General features: G+C 71.4%; 11 protein-coding genes. 6 read left to right on the plus strand and 5 right to left on the minus strand.

Features of this window, described 5'->3' with window-relative positions; genetic code table 11:
* The first annotated feature begins 1 nt into the window (after position 1).
* The 4 genes from ABZ321_RS21335 to clpB are packed head-to-tail and all read left to right on the plus strand — an operon-like array spanning position 2 to position 4,440.
* Entirely contained in the window at positions 2–574 is a 573-nt protein-coding gene (locus ABZ321_RS21335) for a nucleotide exchange factor GrpE (protein ID WP_344513394.1), read from the plus strand.
* The gene (locus ABZ321_RS21340) at positions 564–1,526 is read left to right on the plus strand and encodes a J domain-containing protein (protein WP_344513392.1); all 963 of its coding nucleotides are present in this window, start codon (positions 564–566) and stop codon (positions 1,524–1,526) included. The genes ABZ321_RS21335 and ABZ321_RS21340 overlap by 11 nt, the downstream gene beginning before the upstream one ends.
* Positions 1,523–1,813: a chaperone modulator CbpM gene (locus ABZ321_RS21345; RefSeq protein ID WP_344513391.1), complete on the plus strand. Its 291-nt coding sequence runs from the start codon at positions 1,523–1,525 to the stop codon at positions 1,811–1,813. Before ABZ321_RS21340 ends, ABZ321_RS21345 begins: the two co-directional genes overlap by 4 nt.
* Complete coding sequence (clpB, locus tag ABZ321_RS21350) at positions 1,804–4,440, plus strand: ATP-dependent chaperone ClpB (RefSeq protein WP_354893672.1); 2,637 nt, start codon at positions 1,804–1,806, stop codon at positions 4,438–4,440. Before ABZ321_RS21345 ends, clpB begins: the two co-directional genes overlap by 10 nt.
* Positions 4,441–4,481: 41 nt before the next feature.
* On the opposite strand, the gene ABZ321_RS21355 is transcribed toward clpB, so the two are convergent.
* From ABZ321_RS21355 to ABZ321_RS21375, 5 genes are all read right to left on the minus strand, one after another.
* Complete coding sequence (locus tag ABZ321_RS21355) at positions 4,482–5,423, minus strand: AraC family transcriptional regulator (RefSeq protein WP_354893675.1); 942 nt, start codon at positions 5,421–5,423, stop codon at positions 4,482–4,484.
* Between the two features lie 91 nt (positions 5,424–5,514).
* The gene (locus tag ABZ321_RS21360) at positions 5,515–5,730 is read right to left on the minus strand and encodes a hypothetical protein (protein ID WP_354893678.1); all 216 of its coding nucleotides are present in this window, start codon (positions 5,728–5,730) and stop codon (positions 5,515–5,517) included.
* A 248-nt stretch (positions 5,731–5,978) separates the two neighbouring features.
* Positions 5,979–6,464, minus strand: a complete 486-nt coding sequence (locus tag ABZ321_RS21365; RefSeq protein WP_354894120.1) for a site-specific integrase — start codon at positions 6,462–6,464, stop codon at positions 5,979–5,981.
* Positions 6,465–6,788: 324 nt separating this feature from the next.
* The gene (locus ABZ321_RS21370) at positions 6,789–7,400 is read right to left on the minus strand and encodes a hypothetical protein (RefSeq protein ID WP_354893681.1); all 612 of its coding nucleotides are present in this window, start codon (positions 7,398–7,400) and stop codon (positions 6,789–6,791) included.
* Between the two features lie 27 nt (positions 7,401–7,427).
* Complete coding sequence (locus ABZ321_RS21375) at positions 7,428–10,211, minus strand: LuxR C-terminal-related transcriptional regulator (protein WP_354893684.1); 2,784 nt, start codon at positions 10,209–10,211, stop codon at positions 7,428–7,430.
* A gap of 126 nt (positions 10,212–10,337) precedes the next feature.
* Here ABZ321_RS21375 and ABZ321_RS21380 point away from each other — a divergent pair, with 126 nt between their 5' ends.
* Positions 10,338–11,105 (plus strand): alpha/beta hydrolase, encoded by a 768-nt coding sequence (locus tag ABZ321_RS21380; protein ID WP_344513473.1) that lies wholly within the window; start codon positions 10,338–10,340, stop codon positions 11,103–11,105.
* Between the two features lie 107 nt (positions 11,106–11,212).
* A complete protein-coding gene (locus tag ABZ321_RS21385) occupies positions 11,213–11,749 on the plus strand; it encodes a dihydrofolate reductase family protein (protein ID WP_344513384.1) in 537 nt (178 codons plus the stop codon).
* The last annotated feature ends 513 nt before the right edge of the window (positions 11,750–12,262 follow it).

A 12,262-nucleotide genomic window follows, 5' to 3' on the forward strand; every position in this document is an offset into this window, starting at 1 on the left:
CATGGCTGAGCCGAACGGCGAGAGGATCCACGCCGCCACCGATGACCCGGCCCGACAGGCGAACCGGCCCGAGACCGAGTCGGCGGCCCGGCCGGAGGACCCGGCGCTCGCCGAGGTGCGGGAGCGGGCGCAGCGGGCGATCGCCGACGCCGACAACGCCCGCAAGCGGGCCGAGCGGACGGCCGCCGACCGGGTCACCGCCGAGCGGCAGCGGGTCGCCGCGGCGTGGCTTCCCGTGCTGGACAACCTCGACCTCGCGCTGCGCCACGCCGGCGCGGACCCCGAGGCGATCGTGCAGGGAGTGGCACAGGTCAGGGAACAGGCCGCGGACATCCTGGCCCGGCTCGGCTTCGGCCCGGTCGGTGCGGTCGGCGAGCCGTTCGACCCGGCCCGGCACGAGGCGGCCGAAGCGGTTGAGGAGCCGGACGTACCGGCCGGCACGATCGTGCGGGTCATCCGCCCGGGCTACGGCGGCGACACGCTCCTGCTGCGCCCGGCCGTCGTAGCCGTGGCCCGCGCAGGCGGCGGGCGTGCCGAGGGGGCGGACGCGGAGCGGGGATCCGATGGCGGCTGACCGGCGCGACTTCTACGCGGTCCTCGGCGTCCCGCGGACTGCGACGGCGGAGGAGATCCAGCGCGCGTACCGCACGCTGGCCCGCCGCAACCATCCGGACGTCAACAAGGAGCCGGGCGCCGAGGACCGGTTCAAAGACATCACCGAGGCCTACGATGTGCTCTCGGATCCGAAGAGCCGCCGCAAGTACGACCGGTTCGGCGCCCAGTGGCGGCAGGTGCCCGACGACGTCGAGCAGCGGGCCGGGGCCCGGCAGCGTGCGTCGGCCGGCGCCGGGTTCCCCGGTCAGGGCGCCGGCTTCGGCGGTCGGGGCGGCATCGGCGAGGAAGTCGACCTCGAGGACCTGCTCGGCAGCATCTTCGGCGGGCGACCGAGCGGTGCCGGCGACCGTTTCGGACGTGGGCCGGTGCCCGGCGCCGACACCGAGGCCGAGATCACCATCAGTGTCGAGGACGCCTACCACGGCGGCCGGCGCCAGATCACGCTGCCCGGCGCCCCCGGCGGCCGCACCCGCGAGTACGAGGTCAACGTCCCGGCCGGGGTCACCGAGGGGCAGCGGATCCGGCTCGCGGGCCAAGGCTCCGGCGGCGCCCGCGGCGGCCCGCCCGGCGACCTGTACCTGGTGGTGCACATCGCGCCGCACCCCCGATACAAGCTCAGCGGCCGCGACATCACGGTGGAGACCCCGGTGGCGCCGTGGGAGGCGGCCCTGGGCGCCACAGTGCCGGTCGAGACGCCCGGTGGCACCCTGCGGGTCGACGTCCCAGCAGGCACACCGTCAGGGCGGCGGCTGCGGCTGCGCGGCCGGGGCCTGCCGAACCCGCGCGGCGCCCCCGGCGACTTCTACGCCGAGATCAGGATCATGGTGCCGGCGCAGTTGAGCGACGCCGAACGGCGACTGTTCGAGGAACTTGCGACGGTGTCGTCGTACAACCCGCGAGGTGACCGATGACCTACGCCCTGATGCGCCGCCCCTACCTGTCCACGGAGGCGTTCGCCGCCGCCGCCGGCCTGCACCCGGACCTGATCTCCCGGCTGGTCGCGCTCGGCCTGCTGGAGCCGCACATCGACGAGCTCGGCAACCGCTGGTTCGCCCGGGCGCAACTCATCCGGCTCGCCCGGATCCGCCGGCTGCACGCTGGACTGCCGCTGAACTACGCGGCAGTCGGCATCGTGCTCGACCTGCTCACCCGCATCGACGAACTTGAGGCGCAACTCAGGAGGCGGACATGGACCTGAACCGACTCACCGAGAAGTCCCAGCAGGCGCTGCACGACGCCCAGACGAAGGCGATGCGGCACGGCCACACCGAAGTCGACGGCGAGCACCTGCTGCTCGGCCTGCTCGACCAGCCTGACGGTGTCACGGTGCGGCTGCTCACCGGCCTGGGCGTCGACATCGAACAGCTGCGCGATCGCGTCGAACGCGACCTGCAGCGCCGGCCGAGCGTGACCGGGCCCGGCGCGCAGCCCGGCCAGGTGACGGTCACCCGCCGGCTCGCCGCGGACCTCGACGCCGCCGAACGTGAGGCCGGCCGGCTCAAGGACGAGTACATCTCCGTCGAGCACCTGCTCCTGGCGCTCGTCGACGAGGGCGCCTCCACCGACGCCGGCCGGGCCCTGCACGACCTCGGCGTCACCCGGGAACGGCTGCTCAACCAGCTCACGCAGGTGCGCGGGGCGCAGCGGGTCACCTCCGCGAACCCGGAGGCCGCCTACGAGGCCCTCACCAAGTACGGCCGGGACCTCGTCGCCGACGCCCGCGCCGGCCGGCTCGACCCCGTCATCGGGCGCGACGAGGAGATCCGCCGCGTCGTGCAGATCGTGTCGCGCAAGACGAAGAACAACCCCGTCCTCATCGGCGACCCGGGTGTGGGCAAGACCGCGATCGTCGAGGGCCTCGCCCAGCGGATCGTCAACAACGACGTGCCGGAAGGGCTGCGCGACAAGACGGTCTTCGCGCTGGACATGGGCTCCCTGGTGGCCGGGGCGAAGTACCGCGGCGAGTTCGAGGAGCGGCTCAAGGCCGTGCTCGCCGAGGTGACCGCCGCGCAGGGCCGGATCCTGGTGTTCGTCGACGAGCTGCACACCGTGCTGGGCGCCGGGGCCGCCGAGGGGTCGATGGACGCCGGGAACATGCTCAAGCCGATGCTCGCCCGCGGCGAGCTGCGCATGATCGGGGCGACCACCCTCGACGAGTACCGCAAGCACATCGAGAAGGACGCCGCGTTCGAACGCCGGGTCCAGCCCATCCTGGTGCCGGAACCCAGCCCGGACGACGCGGTCACCATCCTGCGCGGGCTGCGGGAACGCCTCGAGGTGTTCCACGGCGTGCGCATCCAGGACGGCGCCCTCATCGCCGCGGTCCAGCTGTCCCACCGGTACATCGCCGACCGGTTCCTGCCGGACAAGGCCATCGACCTCGTCGACGAGGCCTGCGCGATGCTACGCACCGAGATCGACTCACAGCCGGCCGAGCTCGACGAGGCCGCCCGGCGCCTGCTGCGGCTGGAGATGGAGGATGCCGCACTGTCCAAGGAGGACGACCCGGCCAGCACCGCCCGGCTGGACCAGATCCGGCGGGAGATCACCGACCTGCGCGGCGAGGTCGATGCGATGCGCGCCCAGTGGAACGCCGAACGCCAGGCGATCCGCAAGGTGCAGAGCCTGCGCGAGGAGATCGAGCGGATCCGGCGGGAGGCGGAGGCGGCCGAACGCGGCTACGACCTGGACCGCGCCGCGGAGCTGCGCCTGGGCAGGCTGCCGGAGCTGGAGCGGCGGCTGCGCGCCGAGGAGGAGCGGCTCACCGCCAAGCAGAGCGGGCACCGGCTGCTGCGCGAGGTCGTCACGCCCGACGAGATCGCCGGGATCGTGGCCCGCTGGACCGGCATCCCCGTCAACCGGCTGCTGGAGGGCGAACGGGACAAGCTGCTGCGCCTGGAGGACATCCTGCACGAGCGGGTCGTCGGCCAGGACGAGGCCGTCCAGGTCGTCGCCGACGCTGTCATCCGCGCCCGCTCCGGTATCAAGGACCCGCGCCGCCCGATCGGTTCGTTCCTGTTCCTGGGCCCCACCGGCGTCGGCAAGACCGAACTGGCCAAGACCCTCGCCGCAGCACTGTTCGACACCGAAGACAACATGGTCCGGCTCGACATGAGCGAATACCAGGAACGGCACACCGTCTCCCGGCTCGTCGGCGCGCCGCCCGGCTACGTCGGCTACGAGGAGGGCGGACAGCTGACCGAGGCGGTGCGTCGCAAGCCCTACTCGGTCGTCCTGCTCGACGAGATCGAGAAGGCCCACCCCGACGTGTTCAACACCCTGCTGCAGCTGCTCGACGACGGACGACTCACCGACGCCCAAGGGCGCACCGTCGACTTCCGCAACACCGTCGTCATCATGACCAGCAACCTCGGATCGCAGCACCTCCTGCAGGGCGTCACCCCGGACGGACAGCTCACCGACCAGGCCCGCACCGCGGTCATGACGGCACTGCGCGAATACTTCCGCCCGGAGTTCCTCAACCGCATCGACGAGACGGTGCTGTTCAAGCCGCTGACCCTGCCGGAGATCGAGCGGATCGTCGACCTGCTCCTCGACGACCTCCGCGCCCGCCTCGCCGACCGGCGGATCACCGTCGAGGTCACCGAAGCAGCCCGACGCTTCATCGCCGAAGCGGGGTTCGACCCGGTCTTCGGCGCCCGGCCACTGCGCCGCTTCCTGCAGCGGGAGATCGAGACCCGCATCGCCCGCACGCTCCTGACCGGCGACGTCCTCGACGGAGCCACCATCACCGTCGACCGGGCGCCCGACGGGATCGCCATCGACTGGAGCAACGAGCCGGCGACCGTCACGGCAGCCGCATAGCCGCTCAGCTTGACGGCCCCGATGAGCAGCCTTCGCGAGCTTCAGCCGCGCAAGGTCTGTGACGGCGGGACGCCGTACCGGGCGCGGTAGGCGGCGGCGAACCGGCCCAGGTGAGCGAAACCGGCGGCGTAGGCGACCTGCGCGACGGTGGTCTCCTCCGGCCCGGCGCGGTGCAGCTCCCGGTGTGCGTTGGCCAGCCGCAGCTCGCGCAGGTACGTCATCGGTGGTGCCCCGACGTGACGGTGGAACGCGTCCTGAAGCGCGCGGGCGCCGACGCCGGCGATCTCGGCGAGCGCGGCCATCGTGAACGGGTACGCGGGACGGGCGTGCATCGCCTCGATGACGCGCTTGACGGTGCGGGGCGCCCAGCCGCGGATGGCCGGCCCAGCCGCTTCTCGGTATTGCGGCGACGCCAGCGCCAGCAGGCCGGCGATCACGCTCTGCTGGAGGTGTTCGGCCGGCCCGGCTTGACCGAGCAGACTGTCGGAGCTGCGGGACTCCGTTGCGAGGACCCGCACCAGCCCCGCCCAGGTGCGGCCAGGGCCGGACGATACGTCGAACTCGGTGTCCAGGGCGACCGGGGTTCGGACGGGGGCGTCGAGCAGGCTCGCGAGCTGCGTTTGCAGGACCCATCGGTCGATCTTGACGGCCAGCAGCCGGCAGTCCGCATGCCACCGCTCGAGAATGGTGTCACCCACGGGCTGGAATACCGCTGCGGTGGACGGCGTGGCGACCGCCGGCCGCCGGCCCTGCCGCCACCACAGCTCGCCGGTCAGCGGCAGGTCGACGTGGTATGCGCCCAGTTCGCCGAACCGCATACCCACGTCGACGCCGAAGTGCATGTCGCCGATCGTTACCGGCCCAGACGCCACCAGGTCGAACCGGGCCGACAGATCGGTGGCGGGCCCAAGCACGTCGAGGAAGGTCGGGTAGAAATATGTGCTGATGGTGACCCGCGCCTCGTCGACGTCGGCGGTGGTCATTGAGCGCGTGCTGATCGGCCGCTCCGCACGATCTACGACATACATTGTTGAGCAGGGTACCTGGTACTGATGGATGCCGGGCAGTGTTGCATCAACGGCTCAGTTCGGACGCACGGACGGCCACCTGGCGTAGGTCGCGCGGTGCCCCGTCCCATCCGATCTCGACCGCTTCGACCATTACCCACGTGTCATTGTCGTGGACGAACCGGCGGGTGGACACGCGCTCGACGCGGAGCCGCAAGGTCCCGGCGCCGAACATGTAGTCGCGTTCGGCGAGGATCAGCGTCTGGGTATCGACGATGGGCACGGGCCGGATCCAATCTGTTCGGGCGGTCGTCGCGCAGTCAACGATCGCTTGGCGGCGCATGCGCTGCGAGCCGGTTTACGCAGACGTGAGCCGGTTGGCGTGGTTGCGGGCAGGTCGATCCGGTCCGACGACGGGTCGACTGGCGGACGTCACCACGGACCGGTTCCTGCTGATCGCCCGCAGCCGCATCGCCAGGTGGGCAATCGCATCCGACCCGACATGCACGCACCGCTGCACTGCGGACGTGTTCAAGGCTTCGCTAGACCACGGGGGTGGCCGCCGGCGGGTTGCGCGAGCGGGTGTGGCTGGCCGGTCATCGCGGCCAGGGCAGCGGCGACCGCCCGCAGGTCGGCGCGGATGTAGGTGGTGGTGGCTGGTCCGGTGGTGTCGGTGTGGCCGGCGTAGGCGCGGGCGGTGCCGTAGCCGAAGTGGCGTTCGACCCAGGTCAGGGTGGTGTGGCGCAGCCAGTGGGCGGTGATGCCCTGGGCAGCGACCCAGGGCAGATGGGCGTCGATGCGGCGCCACAGCTCGTCGTAGCGGCGGCCGGTGAGGGCGGTGCCGTTGCGGTATCGCAGCAGCGGATCGGTGGGCAGGACCGCGCCGCGGACGGCGGCGTGCTGGGCGAGACTGGTGGCGAGCTGGGCGCTGATGGGCTGCCAGCGGACCGTGCCGCCCTTCTCGCGCAGTTGCAGGAGGCCGCGTTCGACGTCGAGGTCTTGGAGTCGCAGCCGCAGGGTGCCGCCTCGTCGGCACGCGGTTCGGTGTGCAGGCGTAGCAGGAGCGCGTCAAGGATGGTGTCGTTGCCGGTGGTGCGGGCGACCAGGTTGATCTCGGTCAGTTCGGCCGGCGTCAGCGCCCGCCGAGTGCTGGGCAGCCGTCGGGGTTCGCGGACTCGGTGGGCTGGGCTGTCCGCGGCCGGGATGAGGGCGTCGGCGATGGCCTGGTTGTAGAAGGCGCGGGCGGCGGCGATGAGCAGCTCGCCGGCGTGGCGGCCGCCGCGGCTGTTGCGGCGGATCCGGGCGCTGCCAACGACCTGACGCTGGAGCGCTTGGATGTCGTCATGCGCGCCCAGTAGCTGCGGTAGGCGCGCAGCGCGCCGGGGCCGGCCGCGGCGAGCACCTGCGGAAGGTAGTCGTCGAAGGTCGGCAGCGCTGGTCGGGCGTCGCGCTGTAGGTCGGCGAGGGTGACGCCGAGCTCGTCGAGAGCGGTCCAGGCGGCGTCGAGCCGTTCGCGGTCAGGTGCCATCGTCCGCGGCGAACCGCTCGGCTAACTAGGAACTGTGCGACGGTTCGGGCCGGGTGGATGGGTAGCAGGTCACGGCCGGGGTCGGCGAGCAGGACGACCGCGTCGCCGGCGGTGAGGTGACACAGCTGCTGGATCGCTGAAGGGATGGCGAGGAGGCCAGTCGCGCCGATGGTGTGGCGCTCCGCCGGGCCGGAGGTCGCCGTGATGACGCTGCGCGTGGTGTCGAACGTGACGCGGTGCCCGGGTGGCCAGCCCAGCAGGTGCAGCAGCAGGCGGGCCGAGATCCGGCCGGACGGGTCGAGCCGGCCGAGGTTGAGGTGCGGCTCGACCTGGTCAGGTCCTGCGGGCAGGGCGGGCAGGTGGGGGAGCGGCGGTCGTGGCGGGTGGGCACGGGGGAGCGGCGCGGGGATGAGTGCCGCGATCATCTGCGTCGAACCTGTCGGCATCCGGCCTCAGCCCGGCTCTGGGAGGTTCAGCGCGGACAGTTCGGTGCGGCCCTCGTCGGCGCGCTCGGGTAGGAGCAGAAGGGTGCAGGCCCGTTCGAACCGTGCGCCGATACGCTCCCAGCTCTCGATCGCGGCGGCGAGAGCGGACCTGTCGCGGTGCAGCCGGCCGGCGGCGCGTGCGAGGCAGGCGGCCGCCCAGTCGTTCTCCGCCGCGGCCGGGGTAGCGGCGGCCAGCCATGCCGTGGCGTCGGGCAGCCCGGCGACGACAGCGAGTTCAGCGCCGGTGGCGCGAGCGTACGTTTCGTAGCGGCTCAGCCCGACCGGTGCGCCGGCCATGGCGTTCTCGACCAGGGTGGCGGCGCCGGCCAGGTCGCCGTTCTGGATGGCGAGTCGCGCGTCGATGAAGGCGGCGATCGGCGAAAGCCGGCCGGTGCCGACGTTCGCTGCCCCGGCGACCTCCGCCACCCTGGCGCGCCACAGGGCGTGCTTGCCGGCGTCGCGACGTAGGCCGTGAGCGAGCGCGATCGCCCACACCGCCGGCCACATCCACCCTGCGTGGGGACGGCCGGCCTGCGTCCAGTCGTCCCACAACAGGACCGAGTATCGCAGCGCGCGGTCGACATCGCCGGAGAGGACCAGGCCGGGGATCATCCGACTCGCCGCGATCTGTGACTGGTCGCCGAGTAGTTCGTCCGCCAACGCCTGCTGGGCGACGGAGATTGCGGCGGGCAGGTCTCCGGTCATGATGGCGTCGGCCACCGCTGCGCCGAAAATGTCCATGATCTCGGGAGCCGCGCGTGGATCGTCGCGCCGCATGGCGGAAACCAGGTCGAATCGCTGCCGGGTCAGACGGTGTGCCTCCCGCAGCCGGCCCTGCCTCATCGCCGCCACACCCGTCGCATCGATGGCGGCGCTGACAAGGACGGGATCGGTGGTGTCGCGTGCGGCGAGCATCGCGGCCTCGGACAGCACGGGATCCGGGTCGTACTTGGCGGGGTTGGCGGTCCACGCCGCAGCGACGGCCAGGCGTGCCGCGACGACGGTGTCGGTGGAGTCGCCAACCGCGACGGCCTCGTCGACCAACCGACGCAGCCGCTCGTACGGGATCTCGACAGGAAACCTGGCCGGGAACCGGCAGGCCAGCTCCGCAGCGTGGGACAGGGCCTCTGCCTGAGCGTTGCCGTCGCCCGCGGCCCGCGCCTCCTGCGCGGCGGACAGCAGCAGCTCATACACGTGGAGACCGGACATGTTGCTCGCATGGGCACAGTCCGCCGCGGTGTGCAGGTCGTGTGCCGCCGCCGCCGGCTCGGTGGCGCGCGTCGCCGCCTGCTGGAAGTGACCGAGTGACTCTTTCAGGAAGCGCCGGGCGAAGGTGAGGTGGCCCAGCGAGCGGGCCAGTTGGTGAGGCACCCGGCCCGGTCCGGGCGTGGCGTTCGTGAGTGCCGCCCGGAGGTCGTCGACGACCGCGTCGAACGCCTCGTGCCATGGGCCGTCGAGCCGAGCCTCCAACGCTGCCGCGCGCGTCGCGGCCCAACACAGGTACCGGTCCTGGATGTCGGTGCGGTCGTCGTCCGCCTTCAGTTGGTCCAGGGCGAAGGCCCGGACGGTTTCGAACAGCCGCCACCTGCCCGTGGTCCGCTGGTGGACGACCAGGCTCTTGTCGACCAGACGGCCGAGCACGTCGGCGACGGCGGCCCGGTCACCGATGTGGGTCACCGCCAGCACGGCGTCCAGGTCGAAGCTGCCGGCGAACACGGCGAGGTGACGGAACAACGTGCGCTCCTCCTCGTCGAGGAGGTCGTAGCTCCACCTGATGACCGTGCGCAGTGAGCGGTGCCGCACGTCCTGTCGGCGACCGCCGACCAGCAGGCGGAGTGCGTCGTCAAGGGCGGCCAGCAGACCGTGTGCACCCAGTGAAGCGGCCCGGGCCGCGGCCAGCTCGATCGCCAACGGCATGCCGTCGAGCCGGGCGCAGAGGTCGGCGATCACATCCGGGTCGGCCGTGAACTCCGGATCGGCCGCGGTCGCGCGGTCACGGAAGAGTGCCTCCGCGTCGGAGGCCAGCGGCAACGGCTCCACGACGACCAACCGTTCGCCCGGCAGGCCGAGGCGGGCTCGGCTGGTCACCAGCACCCGTATGCCGGGACAGGTGGCCAGCAGTCGTTCGACGAACCCGGCCGCGGCGTCGAGGACGTGCTCACAGTTGTCCAGGATCAACATCGACCGGCTCGTACTCAGACGGTCGGCGATGGCCTCCTCCAGCTGGCGTTGAGGGCTCTCCGCCACACCGAGTACCGACGCCACGGCTTGGGCCACGAAGGCGTCACGCACCGGGACCAGATCGACGAACGCGCCACCATTGGGGAACATCGACGCGGAGGCATCGGCCAGCACCACCGCGAGTCGCGTCTTGCCGACGCCGCCCGGTCCCAGCAGCGTCACCAGCCGGGTGCTGGCCAGGGCCGCGATGACGGCGTCGTGCTCGCGGTCCCGACCGATGAACGTCGTCCAGGCCGCCGGCAGACCTACGATCCGGCCGGCCGGCGACGCGCCGGCCTGCGACGGAATGACGCGGTCGGCGAGCGCTCTGCGGTCGGTGGCCCCGAGCTTCCGCAGCAACGACGACACGTGGCTTTCCACGGTGCGGACCGAGATGTAGAGCTTGTCCGCGATCTCAGCGTTCGACATCCGTGCGGCCAACGCGTCGAGAACCTCGGCTTCCCGCTTCGAGATCTCGTTGATTCCGATCATCGCCACCCCGCCGTTGCCGTCGTCACGGATCTTGTCCAAAGCCTTCTCCGTGACGGACTCCGTGGTCGGGTCCGTGGTTGCACGGATGCCAGGACGCTCGTCGTCGGTGGATGCTGCTCGCCGAGTCCGACAGACTTACTGAGGAGGCGACTCACCTTGAACACCGTGATCTCCCGCGACGGCACCGCCATCGCGTACGACCGGGCCGGTGCGGGTCCGGCGGTCATCCTGGTCGGCGGCGGGCCGACCGACCGATCGAGCAATGCATCGGTGGTCGATGCGCTCGCACCGTTCTTCACCGTCTACAACTACGACCGGCGTGGCCGTGGTGACAGCGCGGACACGGCCCCGTACGCCGTCGTCCGCGAGTACGAGGACCTGGACGCGGTCATCGTCGAGGCCGGCGGATCCGCACACGTCTACGGCACTTCCGGCGGCGGGATCCTGGCTCTGAGGGCGGCCGCACACGGCCTCGCCATCACCAGACTGGCCGTGTGGGAAACCCCCTACATCGTCGACGACAGCCGCCCGGCCGTGCCCGCCGACTACCGCGAGCAACTGATCAAGCTGTTGTCCGAGGGACGCCGCGGCGACATGCTCGAGCTGTTTTTCGTCAAGGCCGTCAACCTTCCTGTCGAATTCGTCGCCCCGATGCGGCAGTCGCCGTTCTGGCCGGCGATGGAGAAGACCGCCCACACACTCGTCTACGACGCGACCGTCACCGGTGACTTCTCCCTGCCGATCGATCAGATGGCCGCCGTCACGATGCCGACCCTCGTCGTCGACGGTGGCACCACGCCGTGGCTCAGTAGCACCGCCGAGGCCCTCGCGGCGGCCCTGCCGAACGCGCGCCGCCGCACCTTGCCCGGCCAGCCGCACAACGTGGACGCGGCCGCCATCGCACCCGCACTCGCCGAGTTCTTCGGCGCGTAGCCGTCCGGGCGGGCGCCGGTCTACGGAGCATCGGCGCCCGCCCGCCCGCCAACGCCGCTGTCGCGGGCATCGGCACCATCCGCACCCATCACCTCCGAGGAGCTCTCTTGACCAAGATCGTCGCTCAGTGCTTCATATCCGTGGACGGCGTCGTCGAGTCGCCCGAGCAATGGCATTTTCCCTACTATGACACCGCCATGGAGTCGGCGGTCGCCGCGCAACTGCACCAGGCGGACATGTTGCTGCTCGGGCGTGCGACCTACGAGGTGTTCGCCGACCACTGGCCCCACCAGGGCAACGATGTGCTGTTCGCGAAGCGCCTCAACAGCATGCCGAAGCTGGTCGTTTCCACCACCTTGAACACCGTCGAATGGCAGAACTCGACCCTGATCCGCGACCTCGGGCAGCTCGCGGCGGTCACGATTGCCCCCGACAGGCACATCACGGTCAGCGGCAGCGCCACCCTGGTGCGTTCGCTACTGGACCACGATTTGCTCGACGAGTTGGAGCTGCTCGTACACCCGCTGGTAGTGGGTCATGGCGCGCGCCTGTTCGACAAGGGCGGCAAGCACCGGCCGTTGAACCTGGTCCGATCCACCACCTTCGACACCGGCGTGCTCCACCTCGTCTACGAACCCATCTGACTTCAGGAGGCACGACAGGCGCGAGCATCATCAACTTGCCGACCGGCAACCGGAAGCGCTACCGCAACCGGCCGGCGACGACGTCGCGCACCTCGGCAGCAGTGGGCCGCTCGCGTCCGGGCCCGGCGGCTTCCATGAGCGTGGTGCGGATCTCCGCGCCGTGGCGGCGGCGGTAAGCGCCGGGGTCGCCAGCAGCAGCCGGCGGTACGGGCGGCGCAGCCCGGACGAAACGGGCCGATTCGCGGTCATGCCGTCACCCCGCCGAAGGCGGGACCGATACCCGGCTGGACGCGGCGGTGCAACCGGGTGACCACAGCCGACGCGTTGCATTGCAACCGATCGTGGAGCGCCCGATGCGCGGAGGCGTGCACGTCGGGTGCGGCGGGCGGGCCGGGGAACCCACCGTGAGCAATCACGGCAGGGCGCCCCGGTCCGACCTAACCCGCACTCGACGGCGTGGCGCTGCTTGTACAGCTCAGGGTCGAAGGCATGTGGGCGGGTGGTCGCTGAAGG

It is taken from the genome of Dactylosporangium sp. NPDC006015 (genome assembly GCF_040614215.1).
In the GTDB taxonomy this organism is placed as follows: Bacteria; Actinomycetota; Actinomycetes; order Mycobacteriales; family Micromonosporaceae; genus Dactylosporangium; species Dactylosporangium maewongense.

Excerpts from the sequence above, each read along its gene's own strand:
- ABZ321_RS21335 (WP_344513394.1), top strand. The coding sequence starts at position 2 with ATGGCTGAGCCGAACGGCGAGAGGATCCACGCCGCCACCGATGACCCG.
- ABZ321_RS21340 (WP_344513392.1), top strand. The coding sequence starts at position 564 with ATGGCGGCTGACCGGCGCGACTTCTACGCGGTCCTCGGCGTCCCGCGG.
- ABZ321_RS21345 (WP_344513391.1), top strand. The coding sequence starts at position 1,523 with ATGACCTACGCCCTGATGCGCCGCCCCTACCTGTCCACGGAGGCGTTC.
- clpB (WP_354893672.1), top strand. The coding sequence starts at position 1,804 with ATGGACCTGAACCGACTCACCGAGAAGTCCCAGCAGGCGCTGCACGAC.
- ABZ321_RS21355 (WP_354893675.1), bottom strand. The coding sequence starts at position 5,423 with ATGACCACCGCCGACGTCGACGAGGCGCGGGTCACCATCAGCACATAT.
- ABZ321_RS21370 (WP_354893681.1), bottom strand. The coding sequence starts at position 7,400 with ATGATCGCGGCACTCATCCCCGCGCCGCTCCCCCGTGCCCACCCGCCA.